Origin of the sequence: Halomonas sp. 18071143 (genome assembly GCF_019211725.1) — a bacterium.
GTDB classification, from domain to species: domain Bacteria; phylum Pseudomonadota; class Gammaproteobacteria; order Pseudomonadales; family Halomonadaceae; genus Vreelandella; species Vreelandella stevensii.
Genome location: NZ_CP078120.1, coordinates 3,834,609 through 3,856,681, shown reverse-complemented (window position 1 = coordinate 3,856,681; position 22,073 = coordinate 3,834,609). Strand labels below are relative to the sequence as shown.

Below are 22,073 nucleotides of genomic sequence, written 5' to 3'. Positions count from 1 at the left end.
TAGAACAACGTAAAAAAGTGAATTGTTAAAAGTCCGTGAAATCGGATTTTTATTTTTTGTAGAATGCCGTAAGCTGCATGCTATGCACACATCCATTCTGACCTACAAGAACGCTCGCCTAACGCCCGAAGAACGATGGCTACTGATGCAGTGGGCGTCTGTGATAGGCGCTGACCAGAGCTTTGATGGCACTTTGAAGGATCTCTTCATGAGCCTAGGCATGACGTATGCGCAAGGCCGTCGAGCCTGGGGTTGTCTCATAAAAAAACACGGAGAAAGGCAAAACCAGTTTATTGAGATTGAGCGGCTACCTATTAAAGGACCAGGTCGGCCAGCGGTACGTTATCGTTTATCAGCAAAGTTTGTGAAAGAACTACAGAAGTATCCGTTGTCTTCTACGCACCACGTAGAAGAAATAGCCACACTTACCAAAACGACCCTACTATCTGCTGAAAATAAAAATAAGGATCTGGTAAGAGATGGACGTCGCCGCCGTTCAAGGTTGACCTTGCCTAACCGGTGGCTATTAATGGTGTTGCTAGCTCATGCTGATACGCCAGGTGTAATAACCAGCCTTGGAATATCAACAATACGTCACCTCACTGGGATGTCACGCTCCCGCATAGATAGGCAACTGAAGAAATTGGTTGATTTAGGTATCGTTGCTCACCATGAGCCAGGGCGATACTCACACCAAGCTAAAAAACGCAAAACCTCTATTTATCTGCTTGATTTAGCCCACCCCTCATTTGGAAAACACACAAGAACGCCCATTACAATTGTGTCGCCGCCTTCAAGCACCAAACCCGAGGTAACGGAATCAACAAAAGGTGAAATAAAAAGAACGGAGTTAGTCGGTGGAATAGTGGATGCAGTGATGACTGCAGGGGTATGCAGCTTGCAAATCGAAGCATTGTTGAAGGAGTACAATGCCAACAAGGGTTCTGATAGTACCGTGTCAGACGATACTAAGGATGAATCAAAACGAGAGCATGATCCTTATCGCGAGGCTAAAAAATATCAAGAGAGATACAACGAAATCAAAATGGTTTTTGACCTGGCGCTATCAATGCTGCCAAGCACACGTTATCTAGAAGGTGGCGTTGAAGAACTGCTTAAGCGCTACGATGTGGAGGATGCAAACTGGTTACTTACCAGTGTTCATATCGATACTTGTCGTCTGCTAACTTCCTCCTGGAATGAATTGAAAGAAGGTTGTTCCGGGCCTGAACAGCCACAACATGACGTTATAGTGGCGACTGCTCGTCGTTTAGGCATAACGCCTGAATATGTGATCGAAACGAAACCTGAGCAGGAGTCAGAATGGGCGTCTGAAAAAGCAGACAACTATACAAAGGCCTTGGACGATAAGCCTCCCACAGTAGAACCAATAACAGAACAATTCTCTTATCACCCCTTGGCGCTACTGTTTTATGCCCTGTCACATCACCTAGCCAAACAGCTTCAGCGTGACATCATCCGTAATGGACACGGAGACGACGAAGCAATGACCTACATGCTTGTGCCTGTTTTTCCCAATTCACCTAACGGCTCGACCTTACCCGCGTTTCAACTACGTAGCTATGGCCTGCGTTCCGAAGATGCCGGTAAAGAGCCAACGACCACTATATCCCGCAGCCCTGTCAGCGAGGATCTAAAAACCTATTGGCAAACACATCATCAGGATTGCCTTTCAGCTATCAATGATGAGTCAGATGATGCCACAGAGTCTGACGCTCAAGAGCCTAGCGACGCATAACCACCAGTCGCCAAAGCCACTCTCCAATTAAAAAATACTCACCTGCCTCATCTCATGAACGAATAACAGGAGTTCGTCATGAGCAATCGATTAATCCGCATCAAAGACGTCATGGATCGTACTGGGCTGGCTAGATCGACGGTCTACAAGTACATCAGCCTTGGGCAGTTCCCTCAGCCCATCAAGCTGGGCACTCGGGCTGTTGCCTGGGTCGAGCGTGAAGTGGAAGCCTGGATCTGCGAAAGCATCGAGCGCAGGAATGAAGCAGTGCTGAAGTAACTCAATCTTTCCTCATTTAATTGAAGAGTGATTATTCGCTGACGGCGACTCACTCCCACCAGCAACCATCAGTACCTATCGGTCACTACCCATTCCCAAGAACCTTGTTTAATTATTATTAGTTAAATCAAATATTTAAATCAAAGGGTAATGGGAGGGGCATCAAGCCCCGTCCCTGAGTAGCGAGCGTAAAGGTAGCCATCCACACGTATCCGTCTCAATGAATCCAGCCTCCGCTGGAGGCTTCGTCGTGCCTGACATACATGCTCATGCCTCCGAAGGCATGGGTCGATCTCACTATCGAGGTAATTAAAATGCTTCAACGACACCCATCAAACGCTAATTTGTGCTTGAACGCTGCTCCTACCTTCAACGGGCTTGCTCTCCAAGTGAAACATCTCCCAATGGCCGATGAATACCTTCAGGCCCTTTACATTACAATGCACAAGGCTCTCGCTGACTACCCTCGCGTGCTAGCCTTCAGGGTCGATCCTGTCATTCCCACAACGATAAGCGACCGGATGAGGCCGGAGGATCACAAAGGCCTTATCGCAAGGTTCATCGCTTCCTTTAAAGCGATTATCAAACATGATCGTGAGAGTAAACGCCAAGCTGGCTGGGTGCCTGACACTAAGGTGCGCTACGTATGGTGCCGGGAGGTTGGCCTTAACGGCAAGCCGCACTATCACTTCTTCTTCCTACTGAATCGTGACGCGTATCACATGCCAGGTAAGGCAGGCTCTCAAAACGAGAACCTTATCAGCCGGGTGTCACGTGCTTGGTACAGCGCGCTGGGAATCACTTGGAACCCTCAAGAGCCATGGGTACACGTCCCTGATAACCCTTACTACTGGATCGACCGAGGTGACCTAACTAGCTTTGAGCAGGCTTTCACACGTGCCTCTTATCTCTGTAAAACGAATACAAAGCAGTACGGGCTAGGTGTACGAGCGTTTGGTACTAGCCGCCAATAAGGGACATTGTCTATCGATCCACAAGCTCACTAAACCTATCCAGGCAATGGATACGGTCAGTGGAGTATCGCTTTGCCCTCATGCCCCCACACCGCTAAACTCGGCTCACTCTTTTGTGGGGGCTAGGTATCCACCATGCCGACGATTACTGCCATATATGGAATCATCGATGAGCTACACCGTTACGCTGCAACAGCTGGAAACTCCAGTAGCACATGAATTTACGACCAAGAGATTATGAGTGCAACAAAATAAACTTTGGTATCGCGCCTGCAATGCGGAAACCAAGAATTATCAATACGTTATCTTTTCCAGGGATTACATTACTCACATGTCTTTCATCCTGTTAGCAGCCAGATGACAACCAGGCGGCGACCATATATCTGTGATATTGGCCTACCCTAAGAACATGAAGGACAACATAACACTTGCTGAAAAGGCCGCATTGAAAACACTGACCCACCAATTAAAGGAGGAAGTTTCTGGATGAGCATTTTTGACGAACTCCAAACATCGCTGCAGGAAGCCGTTGAGATTAATGGGTAAGCGGATTAAATGGTTGATCTTACCTTTGCATGAGAGTGAGACAGACCGGCATCTCATCGGATTATCTGGTTGATGCTTCACCTACTGCTGGTGCATGTTTCCTTCGCTAATTCCAGCAAGAACCCCACACGCCTCAACTTCCCGGTCATCGTTGCAACTCGCTCTCAGTGAAACGAGTTGTTTCTCAAGCGCTTGCAGAGCGGTTATCTGCGACCGCACATGAGAGATGTGATCATCGAGCAAGGCGTTGACGGCGGTACAAGGCTGATGAGGGTCGTCCTGATAGCTCTGTAGTTCGTGAATCTCAGCCAGTGACAGGCCCAGGATTCTGCAGCGACGGATGAAGGCCAGCCCCTCACCATGCTTCTCGGTATAGACACGGTAACCGTTGTCCTGCCGATCAGGCGGCGGCAACAAGCCCTGCTGTTCATAGAAGCGGATCGTCTGTGTTTCGACCCCTACCAACTGCGCCAACTGACCAATGCGCATCAGCCTCCTCCCCAACGGATTCTTTACTCTATTGACCTTATAGTAGCTTTATAGTTTTAAATGGTACCACAACATTGTTCAAGTGGAGTCGTATCATGAGCAAATCCTGTGGTGGCGCCTGTGGCGGTGATGCAACGTCCGCAGCGGATACCGATATACAGGCCTCCTCCGAAGCGCCGGGGAGATGGGTCAGCGTTTATGCCGTGCCGAAGATGGACTGTCCGTCAGAAGAGCGCATGATTCGCCTGGCCCTGAGCGGCTTTGAGGAGATTCGAGCGCTGTCCTTCGACTTGTCGAACCGCCGGCTGAAGGTCGTGCATGACGGCGAGGTCGAGCCCGTCACCTCGAAACTGAAGACCTTGGGGCTAGGCGCCTCGCTTCAGGAAACCGTTGCTGCAAATCCGGAGACCATCAAGGCCGCCGAGTTTTCGGCAGCTTCTGCTAAGCAAGAATCCAGGACCCTGCGCTGGCTGCTTGGCATCAATGCAGTCCTGTTCGTGGTGGAAATGACTGCCGGCCTGATCGCCCAGTCCACCGCCCTGATTGGAGAATCCCTGGACAATTTTGCCGATGCGGCAGTGTATGGGCTTGCCCTTTATGCAGTCGGACATAGCGTAAAGAAGCAGGTGCGTGCCGCGCACCTTGCTGGTGTACTGCAACTGATCTTGGCTGTGGGCGTGCTCGTAGAGGTGGTGAGACGCTTTGTATTCGGTAGTGAGCCAGAATCGATGGTGATGATGGTTATCGCATTCGTCGCATTGATTGCCAATACCGCCTGTCTGCTGATGGTATCCAAACATCGAGGGGGCGGAGCTCATATGAAGGCTAGCTGGATATTTTCGGCCAACGACGTGGTGATCAACCTGGGGGTCATCATCGCCGGCGCCCTGGTCGCGTGGACCGGGTCCAATTATCCGGATCTGATTATCGGCACCATCGCGGGGGTCATTGTACTTAACGGTGCCAGACGCATTTTGGCGTTGAAGGGTTAAATAATGCTCATTATTGGCAAAAAGCTCTCGCCGTATGCCCTATTGTCCATATCGGGCCTGCTGGCAGCGTCTGATCAGGCTGTAAAGTGGCTGGTGCAGCAATCAATGGCCTATGGCGAGTCTATTTCAGTGACCTCATTCTTTAACTGGGTACACGTATGGAATACCGGTGCCGCATTCAGTCTTTTTGCGAATGGTGGAGGCTGGCAGCGCTACTTTTTTATCGGAATCGCGGTAGTGGTCTCGATTTTTCTGATCAAGCTGATCCTTGAAAATCGTCATAAAGGAGAAGCCATCGCTTACAGTCTTATCCTCGGTGGCGCCATGGGCAACCTGATTGACCGGGTCTTTCGCGGCTATGTTGTGGATTCCTTTGATTTCTATTGGCGAGACTGGCATTGGCCGGCCTTCAACCTGGCTGATATTGCAATTGTCCTCGGTGCCTTACTTTTCGTTTCCAGCAGCTTGTTGGGTAAAAAAGCAAACACCAATGCCGAGCCGGATGGATCTGACTGACACCTACGCCTATACAACACCATGACCGAACTTCCCGACAACATCCTTCACCTGCCGCAATACCAAGTACTGGGCTGCAAATCAACCGACGACGAAATGCACTTCCAGGTGGACGTGCCCGATCCCATCGCCTGCGAGGAATGCGGCGTGCAGGGTGAGTTCGTACGGTTCGGCAAGCGTGACGTTCCCTATCGTGATCTGCCCATCCACGGCAAGCGGGTCACTCTCTGGGTGGTCCGCCGCCGATACACCTGCCGGGCCTGCAAGACAACATTCAGGCCCCAGCTACCGGAGATGGTGGACGGATTCCGTATGACACTGCGGCTGCATGAGTACGTGGAGAAGGAATCCTTCAACCACCCCTACACCTTTGTGGCGGCACAGACCGGCCTGGACGAGAAGACGGTACGCGACATCTTCAACGCCCGCGCCGAGTTCCTGGGGCGCTGGCACCGCTTCGAGACGCCCCGCATTCTGGGCATCGACGAGCTGTACCTGAACAAGCGCTACCGCTGCATCCTGACCAACATCGAGGAGCGAACCCTGCTCGACCTGCTGGCTACCCGCCGTCAGGACGTGGTGACCAACTACCTGATGAAGCTGAAAGACCGCCAGAAGGTCGAGATCGTCAGCATGGACATGTGGAACCCCTACCGGGCAGCGGTCAAGGCTGTGCTGCCCCAGGCCCGTATCGTGGTCGATAAGTTCCATGTGGTGCGCATGGCCAACGATGCCCTAGAGAGAGTGCGCAAGGGCCTCAGAAAGGAGCTGAAACCGTCCCAGAGCCGGACTCTCAAGGGAGACCGGAAAATTCTGCTGAAACGCGCTCACGAAGTCTCAGACCGGGAGCACCTCATCATGGAGACCTGGACAGGCGCGTTCCCGCAACTGCTGGCCGCCTACGAGCACAAGGAGCGCTTCTACGGCATCTGGGACGCCACCACACGGCTCCAGGCAGAAGCCGCCCTGGACGAGTGGATAGCCACCATCCCGAAGGGCCAAAAGGAAGTCTGGAGCGATCTGGTCAGGGCAGTGGGAAACTGGCGCGAAGAGACCATGACCTACTTCGAGACGGACATGCCCGTCACCAACGCTTACACTGAGTCCATCAACCGACTGGCCAAGGACAAGAACCGTGAAGGGCGCGGTTACTCCTTCGAGGTGATGCGGGCACGAATGCTCTACACCACGAAGCACAAGAAGAAGGCACCGACTGCGAAGGTCTCTCCTTTCTACAAGAAAACCATCGGTTACGGACTGCCGGACTTCGCAGAGGAACTCAACTACGGAGTCGATCTATCAACCATCTGAGGGTGGTATCAGATTGATGGGGTGAAGGTGCCCCATCAACCATTAAATCCGTATACCCAGATTAATCAGGGCAACACTGAGGCTAGCCGCACAGCACGCCATGAAGTAGCCGATGTAAAAGCCATTCGTACCAAGCTCAATGTTTCTCAGGCGGAATTTGCCAGCGCAATGGGAACCAGCGTGGATACGATCAAAAGCTGGGAAGGCAAACGTAATAATCCTACGGGGCTAGCCGCTAAGGTACTGGCGACGATTCGGAATAACCCAGACTTTTTCAATGAAATTGCTTCACACTAACACCTACTTTCCTGACATAAGAATAATGGTAATTTGACGTGAGTGTGAAAAGCGCATTCTTAGACGCGCACTCCCGGAAAAATTGCGCCATCACCTGAAGCCCTTGAATCCGCATGCGAATGCAATGGCCTTGTTCAGCCAGCTACATACTACTGTCAACCACCGTAAGGTTGTCTTGGTCTGCGCAACAATATCTTCTTCATTAACTAAGACCCTCTCCTAGGGAATCTGCGCAGTCAACGAATCGGAGGCGTCCAATAGCCTGCTCGTCACAGAGTCAACAGCCGTTGCACAGATCTCGTTACGGTTGTACCAGACCCTAACGAGTTTAATGGCGTACAGTTACCACACCAGCCCGAGCCAACTCGGTGAATCGCATTACCTTTTCTTCAACTGTTCATTTTATTTCAGCTTAAAACCGAGAGGTTGCCTGAAGTTTACTATCTGGATTGAGTATTGCACGAGGGGCTTTCATCATGGCCTGAAACTCCAAAGCGAAGACTTGAATGCAAAATCACAGGCCAGCGGGCAATAGAGTGATCAAGCACACTCATAAGACCGGCGCAAACAAATAGGCCGCTCGAGCCGCCACCCGATGCCAAAGCGGCTTATCGCTGATCTCTTCTGGCTGCATCTGCCGTGCCCGCGCGAAATCCGCCTTGAACATCGCATCAACCTCGGCGGCAAAGTCGGCGTCCATCACCATCGCCGTCACCTCGAAGTTGAGTCGAAAGGAGCGGTTGTCGAGGTTAACGGTACCCACTGCCGCACCGATTTCGTCAACCAAAAAGGCTTTGCCATGTAAGAAGCCCCCCTCGTAGCGATAGACCTCGACCCCCGCCTCGAGAAGCGAATCGAGAAAGGCATAGGCCGCAAAGTAGGTTAGAAGGTTATCTGGACGTTCGGGAATCAGGATTTTCACCTCTACTCCGCTTAACGAGGCTAGTTTAAGCATCGCCAGCACCCCCTCATCTGGCACAAAGTAGGGACTGGATATCCAGATACGCTCTTGCGCGGCGTGAATTGCCTGTTGAATCATCAGACTAGCCGTCTCAAATCGGTCTGCGGGCCCACTCGGAAGAATGAGCACCGGTGTACCATGGCCGCTTGGAATTAGCGGTGACCAGGGAAGCTCGGGGATTTCCTCAGTCGCCCAGTGCCAATCTTCAAGAAACACCAGCTGCAGCGCCAAGGCCGCAGGCCCCTCAATCATTAGGTGGGTATCACGCCACGGGCCAATTCGTGGGTGGCCTTCCAAGTATTCATCGCCAACATTGAATCCACCGACCCAAGCTCTTTCCCCATCGGCCACCATTATCTTGCGATGGTTGCGAAAGTTGAGCTGGAAGCGATTACCTGTCCCCCGCGTAGAATGAAAGCGATGTACTCGAACACCCGCCTCTTCCAGCGTCTGGAGATAGTGGCTCGGCAACGCATAACTTCCAATTTCATCGTATAGAAAGAAGACCTCCACGCCCTGCCTAGCCTTCTCAATCAGCCGTGCCTGCAGCGCCAATCCCACTGCATCAGCCCGAACGATATAAAACTGCACAAGCAGATAGCGCTCAGCAGCATCAATACCGGCAAACAAGCTCTCGAAGGTCTGCTCACCGTCGATCAGCAGTTCCACCCGGTTGCTACCTAGAAACGGCAGCTTGGCCAGCTGTTCGACACCCACCAGATGCTTGTCAGCGTGTTCATCCGAAACCCCATGAGCCCGCAGCTCGGCCAGTTTTTCAGCAAGCGCCTGCCCCAACACCGAGTTCTCGTCGCGTCGTGCAGAGACATAGCCCTGGAATTTCGTGCGGCCGAACACCCAGTAGGCTGGCACCGCCACATAGGGCAATGTGTTTAGTGAAACGATCCAGGCCACAGCTCCCTGAGAGGTACGGCTCGACATCATCGCATCCAGTGACGACACAAACCCAACCAGATGAGCAACTCCCACCACGAGCAGTAAACGACGCCAGAATCGACGTCGCCTGGAGGGCAGCGTTACTGCCCCCGGCTTTTCCCTTTCATCGCTCATGCTCCCCCTAAACCACCTTTTCTTCGCTGTAAAATCAGTTTTATCATTGCCGCAACCTGAACGGTAAAGACAATACTCACGAGCCCTACAAACCAGAACCGAAACCAATTGGGCCCAGACACCCCACTCTGGAAAACTAGATTCCTGAGACTCAGCTCATAATGTAGGAAGAGAAAGTAGATTCCATGAAGAGCAACTAGATAGAAAACCACATAGGCATAATTTTGAAGATGCTTCCATGTTGAGCTTCCCAGGAAGCGCATGGCCTTGTCGGATGATATGGCAAACAGGACGAGCCCAAAAAAGAGGGCGACTAACCCGACCATATTCGCAAGCCCGAACCCCGGATCCACAAGAACCGGGCCTGAAAGCCCCGCCAAAGGCAGCTCCTGATAGCCTAAAAATCCACGAATCGACCACCGTGCCCAGCCATCCCACACTAGAAAAGCATGCACAGAGGCAAAGATCGCAAACCAGATCCCGAAGGCTCGCCGCCAATTGACAAGAAAGCTCAATTGCCTAGGCCATATTTTCACCACAGGGCCTATCACCATGGTGACAAATAACAGGATAAAAGCAGCATCGCCTAAAGCACGCCAAGTGCGCATCTCAGCGTCCCACTCCATTCGGCTCAACCAAAAAAGATAAGCTGTCATGGCACCAATCAGTACAACAACGAAATGTCTTCCAATTCTATGACGCCTAGTCGACTTATTGGCTTTTATTGAAGACGCCGGTTTCTCTTCACTGACTTTTTTAGCTATAACGTGATTGTTCATATCTTTCTCATACCTAGACACCATTTCATCGAAATGCTAGCCCTATTTCACGCTTGATTAATATCGACTTTATTCGGGTGCCTGTGAAGCTTGGCTGTCTTTTCTCAGCGTCCCATACACCCGTATGAAAGCGTTAAAGACCCACCTCATGAAACAGTATCAAGGGTTGCTCTTGCTCTTCTACAAGCTCATCCTGAGTTGGCGTATCGATGGGCACTACTTGACCGTCGGATCTCTCCAGCAGTTCTTGGAGTTGTGCATAATTTACCGATTGATCCAAGATGTACTGATTGAGCTTCGGCTGCATCTCAAGCAGTGCTTGTCTGCCGTGGTTCTGATTTTCAAGAAACTGATATACCTGCACGAACGCAGTGCCATCGTCCCAGCCGATCTTGACGGGCTGATCGACGATATTAACCTGAGTGCCTAAAGGCACAGCACCGAATATTGCTTTAACATCTTCCGGAAACATGCGTATGCAGCCACGGCTAGCGCGCATGCCAATGCCGTCTGGATCATTAGTACCGTGAATTAGATAACCAGGTATATCGAGTAGGATGGCATGCTTGCCGAGTGGGTTATCGGGACCTGGCGGCACCACGGCGGGTGCTGATTCGCCCCGCGCCGCCGCTTCTTCACGCATGGAACGTGGCGGATACCAGGCAGGATCCTCAAGCCGCATGGTAGTGGTGGTAATTCCCAGTGGGGTGTCATAGCCGTCTCGACCAATGCCGATCGGATAGGTCTCGACTCGGGGCACCTCACCTTCGCCTACCTCCGGATAATAATAGAGACGCAACTCGGCGATGTTAATTACAATGCCAGTCCTCTCGGCATCGGGCAGGATGTGCTGGGCTGGCACGACCACTTCTGTTCCGACGCCCGGCACCCAAAGACTGACGTTCGGATTAGCCCGACGGATTTCCTCGTAGCCCAGGTTATGGGTACGGGCGATATCGAGGAGCGTATCCGCCTCGTTGTCTACCACTACCTTATAGGCCTCACCAATCAGGTCACCGTATTCAGGCAACCTGTAGTGGCCCAGTGGCCACTCCCCTGTTTCTTCAGCAAGCACAGGTGAAGTGCTCAGCAGCGTAGCAACAAGCAACGCGCCTAGCCCCGTTTTAATAGTAATGGCAGTGATGGTGTGGGAGTGCCCAAGCGTTAGTATCATTGTGTCTTCCTCTCTCGGCGGCGCAGATATAAACCGGGTTGGCTATGATTCTCCACCGGCTGTTGGCGCGACCAGGTGATCAGTGCCATGCCGACCAGTATCATCGGGGTAGTCAGGAGCATTCCCATGGTGACCCAGTCAAACGCAAGGAAGCCGATGTGTTCGTCCGGCAACCTCACGAATTCAACCGTGAAGCGGAATACGCCGTACAGCAGCAAAAAGAGACCAGAGATCAGGCCTCGCCGACGCGGTTCAGCGGAAAGCCACCACAGCAGCACGAACAGCACCACCCCTTCCAGGGCGAATTCATAAAGCGCAGAGGGGTGGCGTGGCTCTGGGCCCATGTGGGGAAACGGCATCGCCCAGGGCAGGTTGCTGACGCGCCCCGGCAGCTCGTGATTGATGAAATTGCCGATTCGCCCTGCACCAAGACCGATCGGCACCAGTGGTGCGATGAAGTCGGTTAGGGCAAAGAAGCCGAGCCGATGCTTTCGCGCAAACCATAGCGTCGCCGCCAGCACCCCGAGCAGTCCACCATGAAAGCTCATACCGCCTTCCCAAACTTTGAACAGCCATAAGGGGTTGGCCATAAACTGTTCTATTCCATAGAACAGGACATAGCCCAACCGGCCACCAACCACTACGCCTACCGCGGAGTAAAAGATCAGGTCGCTAATGTCATCGTGGGTTAGCTTAAGCCGATTAGCTCTAAGGCGCCCAAGCCACCAGGCGGCGCCGAAGCCCACCACATACATCAGGCCATACCAGTGAATCGCGAACGGGCCGAGGCTGATGGCCACTGGATCAATCTGGGGATATTGCAACATGTGGTATCTCCCAATTCATTAGAGGTGCGACCAATCGCGCCCACCGTTATTACTGATCAGCAGTTGATTGAGGTCATCAACCGCCACCAAACGCTGGGAGTCGTGCGGATCCAGCGCCAGATGCATCAGATAGCGCTCTTCCCAGCCACGCTTGACTACCTCCCAATCCCGGCTGCCCTCCCCAACTCTCAGCAAGCCTACCCCTATCATGAAGGCGTAAAGCTCTCCTTGGCTGGCCACCACCAGGCTCGTAGGGCGACGCTCAGGGTATACTTGTCGCCATCGTTCGCCTCCGTCAGGACTCATCAATAGCCCGGTTTGGGTGGCGGCATAGAGTTGTTCGGGATCACGGCTCGAGGCAGCCAGTGAAATCAGCCCGGCCGGCGCCTGGGCGCGAATCTGCCAATTGGCTCCACCATCCTGGCTGGCTTGGAGCTGGCCACTATTGGCCCCATAGAGTACGTTGGGACTGGCCTCACTGATGGTCATCTGATGAAAGTCCACCGGGCCGTCAACGCCGATAGCTAATTGTGACCAGCTGCGGCCTGAATCCTGGGACTTAACCACGCCGAGGTTGCCTCCTCTGGCCGGGTGGCCGCTGGCAAAGAAGGTCTCGGCTTCTTCTGGGTGAGGAGCAAAGCCCATGAAGTCATGGGTCTCCTCCGAGACCCGGTGGGCCATTCCATCACTACCAACGGCATAGAAGCCATGATGGGTGGCCAACCATAGTCGTTCGCTAGTCGATCGATCAACGGCTAGGCCGTGAATATGGGTCTGCTCTCGCAGTTGCTCAAGACTGATACTACTCGGTTCTCGGGAGCAACCTGAAAGCAAGGTAAGCAGGAAGGCCACGGCGAGTGGCCAGCGATAATAGGTCATGACATCACGTCCTTATCAGTCGTCAGGTGGACAAGCACCACGCAAAGCCAACGCGCAACGCCAAAGCAAAACAAGGCAAGGCAAGGCAAGGCAAGCTCAACTCACACGGATCGTTGCCATCATGCCTAGCTCTTCGTGTTCGATGATGTGGCAGTGGAACAGCCAATCGCCGGGCTTGAGGAACACCATGCGCAGCCTGAGACGCTGATAAGGAGCCAGGTTGACGGTGTCCTTCCAGGCCAGCCAGGGCGCGTCTCGCCATTCCCTGTCAGCATCGCGGGTAGCGATCACCTGAAAGTGGGTGCCATGCACATGGAAGGGGTGATCCATATGGGAGTTATTGAAGACTTCCCACTCCTCTACCTCGCCAACCTGCCCCTCAAACAGGACGTCGTTCATGGCAAAGGCACGGCCGTTGATCAGAAAATCCACCTTGGGTCGAACCGCTCTATCATCGTCGCTAGCGTGACTCGCCCCATGCCCCGGCCCATGGGTTCCGTGATGGCTGTCACTGCCGCCGTGGCCGGCATGCGGATCGCCATTCACCGCACCGTGATTGTCATGGTCTGGCATCACCTCGGTCAGTTCCACTTGACGTCTCACCACTGGTTCGCCCAGGGGTTCGATATGGGACAAGGGGTCAGGTAACGCGACGGCGGGGTATACGCCAGTATTTAGGGTATGAATCGATAATAGCGAAGCAATCTCGTCCAGATGTGCCGGCTTAGCCCCCATCCAACCACGTGTATAGGGATGACTCGCCAGCTCAAAACTCCTTTCAGATTTCTCGCTGATGCGTACTAGCAGATCGACCCGCTCACCCGGGGTGAGCAGCAACTCTTCGAGTGGTTGTGGTCGCTCGATCAGCCCGCCATCGGTACCGATCAGGGTCAACTCGTGATCTTCCAAGCGTAAACGCAAGTACCGGCCAGCACAGGCGTTGACCAGCCGCAGCCGCAGAGTAGTGCCCGGCGCCACATCAAGACGTGGCTCGCGTTGGCCGTTGACCAACAGAAGCTCCCCCTCGCGTCCATTCATCCAATCTTCGCTGGTATGGGGCGCCACTTCGCCATTCATATTCAGGCGCAGGTCGCTGACCACTAGCAAATGCTCTTCCACCTCCGCGGGCAACACGCCTAATCGGGGCCTGACCAACAATGCACCCGCTAAACCATGAGCTACCTGACGCGCAGTACCTTCATGTGGGTGGGGGTGAAACCAGTGTAACCCTGCACTCCCCCTATGAAAAACATAACGATAATGTCGTGACTCTCCTGGTAATACGGCTTCCCAGGGTGCCCCATCTTGCGACTGGGGCACCGGTACCCCATGCCAGTGCAGCGTCGTTTCCTGCTCAAGCTCGTTTATCAGCGTAATGTCTAACTCATCCCCCTCGCGCACCTCAATCAATGGCAACACTTTACCGTTGTAGAGCCACAACTTTGCCTCCAGCCCATCGCTCACTGGCAGCGCATGGGCAGCGGGGGTTAACACACTTTGAAAGCGCCCAACCTGATCACTCAAGTTTGCAATCCGAGGCAATGGTTGAAGGGGTTGTCCTGCAGGGATGCTAGCGTTATCTAGCAGAGCTGTTGGTGACGCCTGTGTATGCCGTCCGGCCAAAGCGTGAACCAATAGGCCAGACCCAGATAGGGCAATACCACCCAGGGTGGTGTAGCGAAGAAATTCGCGACGTTTCATGGATATTCCTCGTGATTAAAATCATCATCTTGGCCCGCCATAGGCGAGCTGAACGTTCAGCGATGAAGGTTTAAACGCGAGGAGGGCGATCAAAGAGCGCGCGCGGAGCTGGCGACCAGTTGACCAGATAACGAGGCAAGGTCGACGTGGCGGAGGTTGCGTCTTCGATAAGCAGCGCTAGGTTTACCGCACACTGAGCACAGGGCATACAGCACTCTGCCATATGAGAGGCATCGTGGTCGCCAATGCTGACAGACCCAACAACGTCGATCGCTCCACTGGCTAGATCAATGTCAGTGAACAGACAAGGTTCATCTTCATGATGATCCATCGCCATGACCATCAATGGCTGCGCCAAGGCAAGGCTTAGCAGCAAACAAAGCAGCCATTTAAAAGCGGAGCAATTCATGACAAAGAAGTAATCACTATCGAGTGGAGGATATTAAGAGTATTTCATGGCTTCACAGACTCACGCAACCCAAGTGCAGCAGGCAGGTTGCCGAATTACCAAAATTGATACAGGTCAACAAACTGCCTACTTTCACGCCCTGAGATGCCTTAGGCATGCCTGAATGCCATATTGAGAATTGACCTAGGTGCTACACATAGCCTCAATACTTCAGGCATCGGCCTTTGATATAGGCCTGTCGCTGATATAGGCCTGTCGCTAAGGAGAACGACCATGGATATTCGCAAGCACACTCTCGCCTTCGGACTCACCCTGGCCCTCGCAGCCAGTGGTACCGGCATTGCTTTCGCCCAGGGAATGATGGGTGACCAAGCGGGCCAGGGACGCTCCATGATGGAGGGCGGCATGGGTTCCGGCATGATGGGGGAAATGATGGGCGGCGGCATGATGCCCTGCCCGATGATGGGCGGCGCCGGCATGGACATGATGTTGATGCTCGATGATGATCAACGCAGCGAGATGCGTGAGCTGATGCAGGAGCACCGACCTGCCCAGTTCGAACGCATGGGGCGGATGATGAACCTACGCGACGACCTGATGGCGGAGATGCACGGCGATCGCCCAGACCCTGATGAGGTTCAGGCGCTACACGGACAGATGGCCGAGTTGCACGGTGAGATGATGGCCGAGATGGTGCGCATGCGAAATGCCATGCATGACCTGATGAGCGACGAGCAGCGCCAACAGCTTGAGCAGGCCACACCCGAGGGCGGCGTCGATCCTGACGACCATGACGCCCACCACTGACCGAGATGTCATTGCGTAGGCATTAGGACGGACGGCCAACCCTGGCCGTCCATTCGGCGACAGCTGCAGGAGGCACGTGATGAGTGACACCAGGTCCAGAACGATCACCCTGACGGTGCCCGGCATGGGCAGCGACCACTGCGCCGGCATTGTGCGCAAAACGCTCGAACGCCTTGATGGCGTGGGCGTGATTCAGACCAATATTGCCAATCACCATGTCAGTGTGACCATCAAGGCAAGCGGGCCCGACGGCGACACCTTGAAGAAAGCCGTCGAAGGAGCAGGCTATGACGTGGCTGCCGTGCAGAGTGATCAGGAGGACGCCGAGAGCGACTCCGAGATCGAGGAGGCCTATCTAAGTCAGGCTCGCAGGCGACTGATCATCGCCGCGATACCCACCACCCTGATCATGCTGCTAATGATTCCGCACATGTTCTGGCAGCCAATTCCCGGCTATCTGGCCATCGTGGCACTGCTGGCCTTCCCGGTGGTCTTCCTCTATGGCGGGGCAGCCACCCACAAGTCGACCTGGCGCTCGTTGAAAAACGGCACCTTTAATATGGATGTGCTGATCTCCATGGGCAGCCTGCCGCCCTACCTGATTGGCCTGGTCGGCTTTTTCTACACCATGACCTCGTTCATTGAGATGGCTGCCACCATCATGACCTTCCACTTGCTGGGCCGTTATTTGGAGGCACTAGCCAAAGGGCGCGCCTCCCAGGCCATTCGCCGCCTGCTGACCCTGGGCGCCAAGACGGCCCGGGTGGAGCGCAACGGTGAGGAGGTCGAGGTGCCGGTCAAGGAGCTGGCGCCCGGCGACATCATGATCGTGCGCCCCGGCGACAAGATCCCCACCGACGGCGAGGTGATCGAGGGCGAGAGCCATCTCGACGAGTCCATCGCCACCGGTGAATCGATCCCGGTCTACAAGAGCCCCGGCGACAGCGTGATCGGCGCCACCATCAACAAGGAGGGGCGCCTGCGGGTCAAGGCGACCCGGGTCGGCGGCGACACCTTCCTCGCTCAGGTGGTGCGCCTGATCGACCAGGCCCAGGGTTCCCGGGTGCCGATCCAGGAGTTCGCCGACCGCATGACCGGCCGCTTCGTGCCGGCGGTGATCCTGATCGCCCTGGCCAGCCTGGCGGCGTGGCTGCTCATTCCGGATGCCCTGCGCCCGATCCTCGACTGGGGCGCGACCTTCCTGCCCTGGGTCAACCCCGAGGCCGCCACCCCGGTGCTGGCGATCCTGGCCGCCGTGGCGGTGCTGGTCATCGCCTGCCCCTGCGCGCTGGGCCTGGCAACGCCCACGGCGCTGATGGTGGGCTCCGGCATCGGTGCCGAGCGCGGCATCCTGATCCGCTCCGGCGAAGCGATCCAGACCTTCAAGGACGTCAAAGTGATGGTGCTCGACAAGACCGGCACCATTACCCGCGGCGAGCCGAAGCTCACCGATGCCGTCACCGCCGAAGGAGTCGAGGAAACGCGCCTGCTGACCCTCGCCGCGAGCGTGGAGAACGCCTCGGAGCACCCCATCGCCCGGGCCATCGTGGATGGTGCCAAGGAACGCGATGTGACGCCCGGCGAGGTCAGCGAGTTCCGCTCCACCGGTGCCCGCGGCGTCTCGGGCCGGGTGGGCGACGCGAGCGTGCTGATCGGCAATCGCCGGCTGCTCGAGGAGGAAGGCGTGGCCGGCCTCGAGGCCCTGGATGACGCCATGGGCAAGCTCGAAGCGAAGGGGCGCACCGTGGTGATCGTGGCCGCCGACGGCCAGGCCCTGGGCCTGGTGGCCGTGGCCGATACCCTCAAGGAGGAGTCGGTCGAGGCCATCCGCGGCATGCATGCGCTGGGCCTGCACGTGGTGATGATCACCGGCGACAACGAGCGTGCCGCCCGGGCCGTGGCCGAGGAGGTCGGCATCGATGAGGTCCAGGCCGGGGTGCTGCCGGAGGGCAAGGTCGACGCCATTCGCGCCCTGCAGGCGAAGCACGGCAACCACGTGGCCATGGTGGGCGACGGCATCAACGACGCCGCGGCGCTGAAGCAGGCCAACGTGGGCATCGCCATCGGCGCCGGGGCGGACGTGGCCATCGAGGCCGCCGACGTGACCCTGGTGCGCGGCGAGCTGACCGGGGTGGTGGACGCCATGCACCTATCTCGCGCCACCTTCGGCAAAATCGTCCAAAACCTGATCTGGGCCAGCGCTTATAACGTGGCAGCCATTCCCATCGCCGCGATTGGTCTGCTGCACCCGATGATCGGCGTCATCGCCATGACCGCAAGCTCTCTCTCCGTCATTGGCAACTCGCTGCTACTCAAGCGGCGCTTCGCCACAAACAACCCACAAGGAGACGCCAAATGAACCGCATTCACCACTGGATGATGACTGCTTGCTTAGTAATTATGGGCGTGGCCATGTTCTTTCTAATGTGGCGCGGCCAGTCACTGGGCACTGGGGCCTGGCTGTTGCTTCCCCTGACACTCTGTCTTGGCATGCATTTCCTCATGCATCGCCATTTCGGTCATCATCAAAGAAATAAGGATGAGAAGTGAGCCAGCGTCATTGCGTTCATGAAATCGATGTCTTCGGCATCAAATATAGCCAGTACTAGCTTCAGTCTTCCTTAAAGAGACAGGTGGCCAAGTAGTGACCACCTGCTATTTAAATATATAGATTTTGCTGGACTAGCATAGGTACTACTCAATATCCTGGATTTGAATATAGATAGAAAAAATAAAAACAAATAAAAAAAATACTTAATTTAACAAGAAGGAAATAACCATTGCCCTACTACCCAAACTGCATGGGCATAAGCTAGCAAGCAACCGGCCAGTTACTAAATCATGATCGCCAAAATATTCAGGTTTCTCGCTCTGTTCCTTGGCAACCGTAGTGCTAATGCTGGATGATGGCAATTCCAACTAGATGCTGACGCGTCCGAATTGCCAAAATAACGAATTATGCGGGAAAACACGCTGTCCTCCTCTTTATATCCTCTATTCTAAAGAGCTAAGCTGATTCATTCACTATGTACGTACCGGCACCCAAAATACCGGTGGGGTTAGGACTAGACATGGCCAAAGCAAATCCATAAATTCTCAAGTGGGCTCGAGAAACTGCTGGCCTAAGCCTCGAGGAGGCGGCTAGCAAACTAGCCCTTGGCGGAAAGAGAGTGACCGGCTCAGAAATGTTGGCAGCGTATGAAGCGGGTGACCGTTCACCCACTCAGCCCCAATTGATGAAAATGGTTAAGCATTACCATAGGCCTTTCATAACTTTTTTTCTGCCTACTCCGCCGCGTAGTGCCTCGTTGGGCGAAGACTTCCGTCGTCTTCCTGAGGCGAAGCGGGATGAGCATCAAGGTAGCGTAAGCGCTCTTGTTCGTGACATCTACCTTCGCCAATCACTAGTTAAAGATGCTCTTATTGACAAAGAGGAGGACGTGATTGTCGATTTTGTGGGTAAAGGGCAAGTCACTTCAGCCGTAGATAGTGCCTGCCGTACAATAAGGGACTATTTTGAAATCGATATTGCCGCATATCGAAGAAGGAAAGGTGCCCACGAGGCATTCAAATATCTCCGAGAAAAAATCGAGATCAAAGGGATTTATGTGTTGCTCATTGGAGACTTGGGCAGTAATCATTCTTCAATCAATACCGAGGCCTTTCGCGGCTTCGCTCTCTCTGATCCTATTGCACCCTTTGTAGTAATCAATCAGAACGACTCGAAATCAGCCTGGTGCTTCACTCTGCTTCATGAAGTGGTACACCTGTGGCTGGGGAAAACTGGCATCAGCGCCCAGACGCACGAACACAAAATTGAGCGTTACTGCAACGATGTCGCGAGCCACATCCTGATTTCAGCAGATGAGGTGAGCGAGGTCTATGAAGCTGCCATGCAGTCGGAAGAGACCTTCGTCATAGCGCTGCAGCGGGAGGCAGGAGACCTCAATGTTAGCGCTTCACTGGTAGCGTACCGGCTGTTTCGTAGCAATCTGCTCAACCAAGCTCAATGGGAAAGGGCTAGCACTGAGCTTCGTGAGTTGTGGCTGAACAGTAAGGCCAAATCAAAGGAAAGCGAGTCTGGCTCAAGTGGAAATTTCTACAATACGCAGCGCCATCGTGCAGGAGGCGCTCTTATCAGCCTTGTTCGTCGTTCGCTACAGGATGGCGTTCTAACTGAAACCAAGGCGGGTCGTGTTCTGGGAGTTAACCCAGGTAATGTCGCTGAAATGGTAGGATTTTAATGCCTGACAAACAAAAAAAGCTGTTTCTTCTCGACGCTAATATCATCATTCACGCCCACGATTATTACTACCATATGGAGAGAGTGCCAGAATTTTGGCGCTGGCTTGAGTTTCATGCTGGCGATGGTTCTATCTGTATGCCGCTTGAGACAATTGATGAGATAAAAGGCGGCACAAAGGCACAGCATGCAAACTTGGCTAAAAGCCGAGAGATACGCGACCTCCTTGTTTTACAAGAAGAATTTGATGTGGACCTATTGAACAGAGTGCTAGACGAAGGATATGGATCAGACCTCGATGAGATAGAACTTGAGAAGGTTGGGAAGGATCCATTTTTAATCGCTTACGGTCTTCGGGATCCAGTCAACAGGATTGTGGTATCCAATGAGATTCCTAAACCCTCGGCACGTCGCAAGAACCGTAAAGTTCCGGATGTGTGCGATGATATGGGAGTCCGTTGTTGTACCGTTTATGCGCTATTACGCTCACTGGACTTCCGCACTAATTGGCGTGACAGTATTTAATGCCAGCTTTAGTTTGACGAATCACTGCTCCAGACATCGTCGCCTGTCAATTTTCTTGGTCGGGTAGACCGGACGATTGCTCGTTCCGGCCCCCCACAGATCCGAGCGTGCGCGATTGACGCACTCGGCTCCTCAACCGTCAGGTTCACACGAAGGACGCTCGGTGCACGATTCTCGCTCGCGGTAACGGGAGTGTCAGCAACAGTTGCCTTGCCTTCTCCCACGGGAACCATCCTCTCTGCGATCGCCTCCTGAGCCACTTGATCCAGGTTGTCTGAACCCTGTATTGGAAGCGTTGCAGAGACTCGATGTTGTGGGTTATCCCGTAGTACGCATAGTGCCCCATAACCTTTCGACAGAGTTGGCGGTGCTGATCACGCAGGGGCAGGTGGCGGTTGGCTCGGCACCACAGCGAAATTCGCTTCAGGCCTCGCTTGAACCGGTCCTTGGCCGTTTTCTGCTTGATGATCCAGCGTCCACGCAGGGACTTCCCCCAGTAATAGGTAAAGCCCAGGAAGTCGAAGGTCTCGGCCCGTAGCTCGCGATGTGGCCGAAACCGTACCAGCCGAGTCTTGGTCGGGTGCAGGGTAGGCCGAAGCGCGCAAAGCGCTTGGCCAGTACCTCCAGCACCTTGCGGGCATCAGCTTCGTTGCTGAAGGCGAGCACGGCATCATCGGCGAAGCGCACCGAGAATGCCCGTCCGCGCAGGCGTGGTTTGACGTCTTGCTCAAACCACTCATCCAGCACGTAGTGGAGGTAGACATTCGCCAGCAAGGGAAATCACACCCCTTGTGGGCTGCCTATCTCGCCCTTCTGCCATTGCCCGGCGTCCAATACCCCGGCCTTGAGCCACTTGCCGATCAGGCGGAGGATCACGCCGTCCTTCACTCGTTGCTGCAGAAACGCACGCAGGTGCTGGTGGTCGATCGTGTCGAAGAAGGCTTTGATGTCCAGATCAATGACCCAGCCTCCGCCCATCGACATCAGGCCATTCCTCACCGTTCCGATGGCCTGATGCGCCGAGCGCCCCGGCCGGAAACCATACGAGCACTCGTGAAAATCATGCTCATAGAGCGGCTCCAGCAGGGCCACCACGGCACGTTGCAGGACCTTGTCTTCGAAGGTAGGAATGCCAATCGGCCGTGTGGAGCGCCCGTCTCCCTTGGGAATATTGACGCGCCGCACCGGCGGCGCCCGGTAGCGACCGCTCTTGGCCGCTTCCAGCAGACGCTGGACGTTAGCCTCGAAGTCGCGCGCGAAGTCGTCCGCCGTCTGGCCGTCGATCCCGACGGCGCCGTCACGGCGCGTCATCAGGTAGGCCGTCCTCAGCCACTGGGCGTCGATATGATGCGCCAGTGACGTGAAGGCACGCTGCGGGAAGCGCTCTGCCAGCGCTGCTATCCGCACTTGTTTCGTGGACATGACCTCAGGTTCCTGTGCACCTGTCATGTTGCCCTCGTGCAGTTCTGATGATTGGCCGCCCCTTCCCTCCAGCGGGTCCCGTCGAGTAGGTTCCCCGCCTTCTTCGGTACTATGA

At 54.6% G+C, this 22,073-nt stretch carries 21 protein-coding genes; 12 read left to right on the top strand and 9 right to left on the bottom strand.

Annotation, left to right across the window (positions count from 1 at the left end; genetic code table 11):
• Positions 1-220 precede the first annotated feature (220 nt).
• The 3 genes from KVY02_RS18175 to KVY02_RS18590 all read left to right on the top strand — a co-directional run bounded on the left by KVY02_RS18175 (position 221) and on the right by KVY02_RS18590 (position 3,012).
• Positions 221-1,759, top strand: a complete 1,539-nt coding sequence (locus KVY02_RS18175; RefSeq protein ID WP_156808517.1) for a hypothetical protein — start codon at positions 221-223, stop codon at positions 1,757-1,759.
• A 78-nt stretch (positions 1,760-1,837) separates the two neighbouring features.
• Positions 1,838-2,038, top strand: a complete 201-nt coding sequence (locus tag KVY02_RS18170; RefSeq protein ID WP_016915553.1) for a helix-turn-helix transcriptional regulator — start codon at positions 1,838-1,840, stop codon at positions 2,036-2,038.
• 263 nt (positions 2,039-2,301) lie between these two features.
• Complete coding sequence (locus KVY02_RS18590; RefSeq protein WP_016915552.1) at positions 2,302-3,012, top strand: inovirus Gp2 family protein; 711 nt, start codon at positions 2,302-2,304, stop codon at positions 3,010-3,012.
• A gap of 627 nt (positions 3,013-3,639) precedes the next feature.
• Here KVY02_RS18590 and cadR read toward each other — a convergent pair.
• Positions 3,640-4,047 (bottom strand): Cd(II)/Pb(II)-responsive transcriptional regulator, encoded by a 408-nt coding sequence (gene cadR / locus KVY02_RS18160; protein ID WP_004364961.1) that lies wholly within the window; start codon positions 4,045-4,047, stop codon positions 3,640-3,642.
• A gap of 95 nt (positions 4,048-4,142) precedes the next feature.
• Between cadR and KVY02_RS18155 the strand changes: the two genes are divergently transcribed.
• Genes KVY02_RS18155 through nadS form a run of 4 tightly spaced genes read left to right on the top strand, consistent with a single transcriptional unit; the run spans position 4,143 to position 7,163 of the window.
• Entirely contained in the window at positions 4,143-5,039 is an 897-nt protein-coding gene (locus KVY02_RS18155) for a cation transporter (protein WP_016915551.1), read from the top strand.
• Positions 5,040-5,042: 3 nt separating this feature from the next.
• The gene (gene lspA, locus KVY02_RS18150; protein ID WP_016915550.1) at positions 5,043-5,555 is read left to right on the top strand and encodes a signal peptidase II; all 513 of its coding nucleotides are present in this window, start codon (positions 5,043-5,045) and stop codon (positions 5,553-5,555) included.
• Positions 5,556-5,576: 21 nt separating this feature from the next.
• A complete protein-coding gene (locus KVY02_RS18145) occupies positions 5,577-6,866 on the top strand; it encodes an ISL3-like element ISPpu12 family transposase (RefSeq protein ID WP_168989814.1) in 1,290 nt (429 codons plus the stop codon).
• A gap of 27 nt (positions 6,867-6,893) precedes the next feature.
• Positions 6,894-7,163, top strand: a complete 270-nt coding sequence (gene nadS, locus KVY02_RS18140; RefSeq protein ID WP_083844211.1) for a NadS family protein — start codon at positions 6,894-6,896, stop codon at positions 7,161-7,163.
• Positions 7,164-7,713: 550 nt separating this feature from the next.
• On the opposite strand, the gene cls is transcribed toward nadS, so the two are convergent.
• From cls to KVY02_RS18110, 6 genes are all read right to left on the bottom strand, one after another.
• Entirely contained in the window at positions 7,714-9,063 is a 1,350-nt protein-coding gene (cls, locus tag KVY02_RS18135) for a cardiolipin synthase (RefSeq protein WP_198517594.1), read from the bottom strand.
• A 125-nt stretch (positions 9,064-9,188) separates the two neighbouring features.
• Positions 9,189-9,971 (bottom strand): ferric reductase-like transmembrane domain-containing protein, encoded by a 783-nt coding sequence (locus tag KVY02_RS18130; RefSeq protein WP_016915544.1) that lies wholly within the window; start codon positions 9,969-9,971, stop codon positions 9,189-9,191.
• A gap of 133 nt (positions 9,972-10,104) precedes the next feature.
• Positions 10,105-11,145: a L,D-transpeptidase family protein gene (locus KVY02_RS18125; protein WP_218314080.1), complete on the bottom strand. Its 1,041-nt coding sequence runs from the start codon at positions 11,143-11,145 to the stop codon at positions 10,105-10,107.
• Complete coding sequence (gene lgt / locus KVY02_RS18120; protein WP_016915542.1) at positions 11,142-11,972, bottom strand: prolipoprotein diacylglyceryl transferase; 831 nt, start codon at positions 11,970-11,972, stop codon at positions 11,142-11,144. Before lgt ends, KVY02_RS18125 begins: the two co-directional genes overlap by 4 nt.
• 18 nt (positions 11,973-11,990) lie before the next feature.
• A complete protein-coding gene (locus KVY02_RS18115) occupies positions 11,991-12,851 on the bottom strand; it encodes a F510_1955 family glycosylhydrolase (RefSeq protein WP_026001908.1) in 861 nt (286 codons plus the stop codon).
• 96 nt (positions 12,852-12,947) lie between these two features.
• Positions 12,948-14,552 carry a multicopper oxidase family protein gene (locus KVY02_RS18110; protein WP_026001907.1) on the bottom strand — a complete coding sequence of 535 codons (1,605 nt, stop codon included), beginning with the start codon at positions 14,550-14,552 and terminating at the stop codon, positions 12,948-12,950.
• Between the two features lie 682 nt (positions 14,553-15,234).
• Between KVY02_RS18110 and KVY02_RS18105 the strand changes: the two genes are divergently transcribed.
• The 5 genes from KVY02_RS18105 (at position 15,235) to KVY02_RS18085 (ending at position 20,536) form a co-directional block, all read left to right on the top strand.
• Positions 15,235-15,768, top strand: coding sequence for a Spy/CpxP family protein refolding chaperone (locus KVY02_RS18105; RefSeq protein WP_218314079.1), 534 nt, complete (start codon positions 15,235-15,237; stop codon positions 15,766-15,768).
• Positions 15,769-15,847: 79 nt separating this feature from the next.
• Positions 15,848-18,127, top strand: coding sequence for a heavy metal translocating P-type ATPase (locus KVY02_RS18100; RefSeq protein WP_256357539.1), 2,280 nt, complete (start codon positions 15,848-15,850; stop codon positions 18,125-18,127).
• Complete coding sequence (locus KVY02_RS18095) at positions 18,124-18,318, top strand: DUF2933 domain-containing protein (RefSeq protein ID WP_016915536.1); 195 nt, start codon at positions 18,124-18,126, stop codon at positions 18,316-18,318. Before KVY02_RS18100 ends, KVY02_RS18095 begins: the two co-directional genes overlap by 4 nt.
• Positions 18,319-18,938: 620 nt before the next feature.
• On the top strand, positions 18,939-20,012 hold the full coding sequence (locus KVY02_RS18090) for an ImmA/IrrE family metallo-endopeptidase (protein WP_218314078.1): 1,074 nt from the start codon (positions 18,939-18,941) through the stop codon (positions 20,010-20,012).
• Positions 20,012-20,536, top strand: a complete 525-nt coding sequence (locus KVY02_RS18085; protein ID WP_081195070.1) for a DUF4411 family protein — start codon at positions 20,012-20,014, stop codon at positions 20,534-20,536. The genes KVY02_RS18090 and KVY02_RS18085 overlap by 1 nt, the downstream gene beginning before the upstream one ends.
• Before the next feature lie 423 nt (positions 20,537-20,959).
• Here KVY02_RS18085 and KVY02_RS18080 read toward each other — a convergent pair whose 3' ends face one another.
• Positions 20,960-21,310, bottom strand: a complete 351-nt coding sequence (locus tag KVY02_RS18080; RefSeq protein WP_218314077.1) for a hypothetical protein — start codon at positions 21,308-21,310, stop codon at positions 20,960-20,962.
• Between the two features lie 6 nt (positions 21,311-21,316).
• Positions 21,317-21,958: a reverse transcriptase domain-containing protein gene (locus KVY02_RS18075; protein WP_213262323.1), complete on the bottom strand. Its 642-nt coding sequence runs from the start codon at positions 21,956-21,958 to the stop codon at positions 21,317-21,319.
• Between the last annotated feature and the right edge of the window lie 115 nt (positions 21,959-22,073).

Excerpts from the sequence above, each read along its gene's own strand:
- KVY02_RS18175 (WP_156808517.1), top strand. The coding sequence starts at position 221 with ATGACGTATGCGCAAGGCCGTCGAGCCTGGGGTTGTCTCATAAAAAAA.
- KVY02_RS18170 (WP_016915553.1), top strand. The coding sequence starts at position 1,838 with ATGAGCAATCGATTAATCCGCATCAAAGACGTCATGGATCGTACTGGG.
- KVY02_RS18590 (WP_016915552.1), top strand. The coding sequence starts at position 2,302 with ATGCTCATGCCTCCGAAGGCATGGGTCGATCTCACTATCGAGGTAATT.
- cadR (WP_004364961.1), bottom strand. The coding sequence starts at position 4,047 with ATGCGCATTGGTCAGTTGGCGCAGTTGGTAGGGGTCGAAACACAGACG.
- KVY02_RS18155 (WP_016915551.1), top strand. The coding sequence starts at position 4,143 with ATGAGCAAATCCTGTGGTGGCGCCTGTGGCGGTGATGCAACGTCCGCA.
- lspA (WP_016915550.1), top strand. The coding sequence starts at position 5,043 with ATGCTCATTATTGGCAAAAAGCTCTCGCCGTATGCCCTATTGTCCATA.
- KVY02_RS18145 (WP_168989814.1), top strand. The coding sequence starts at position 5,577 with ATGACCGAACTTCCCGACAACATCCTTCACCTGCCGCAATACCAAGTA.
- cls (WP_198517594.1), bottom strand. The coding sequence starts at position 9,063 with ATGTCGAGCCGTACCTCTCAGGGAGCTGTGGCCTGGATCGTTTCACTA.
- KVY02_RS18130 (WP_016915544.1), bottom strand. The coding sequence starts at position 9,971 with ATGAACAATCACGTTATAGCTAAAAAAGTCAGTGAAGAGAAACCGGCG.
- KVY02_RS18125 (WP_218314080.1), bottom strand. The coding sequence starts at position 11,145 with ATGATACTAACGCTTGGGCACTCCCACACCATCACTGCCATTACTATT.
- lgt (WP_016915542.1), bottom strand. The coding sequence starts at position 11,972 with ATGTTGCAATATCCCCAGATTGATCCAGTGGCCATCAGCCTCGGCCCG.
- KVY02_RS18115 (WP_026001908.1), bottom strand. The coding sequence starts at position 12,851 with ATGACCTATTATCGCTGGCCACTCGCCGTGGCCTTCCTGCTTACCTTG.
- KVY02_RS18110 (WP_026001907.1), bottom strand. The coding sequence starts at position 14,552 with ATGAAACGTCGCGAATTTCTTCGCTACACCACCCTGGGTGGTATTGCC.
- KVY02_RS18105 (WP_218314079.1), top strand. The coding sequence starts at position 15,235 with ATGGATATTCGCAAGCACACTCTCGCCTTCGGACTCACCCTGGCCCTC.
- KVY02_RS18100 (WP_256357539.1), top strand. The coding sequence starts at position 15,848 with ATGAGTGACACCAGGTCCAGAACGATCACCCTGACGGTGCCCGGCATG.
- KVY02_RS18095 (WP_016915536.1), top strand. The coding sequence starts at position 18,124 with ATGAACCGCATTCACCACTGGATGATGACTGCTTGCTTAGTAATTATG.
- KVY02_RS18085 (WP_081195070.1), top strand. The coding sequence starts at position 20,012 with ATGCCTGACAAACAAAAAAAGCTGTTTCTTCTCGACGCTAATATCATC.
- KVY02_RS18075 (WP_213262323.1), bottom strand. The coding sequence starts at position 21,958 with ATGTCCACGAAACAAGTGCGGATAGCAGCGCTGGCAGAGCGCTTCCCG.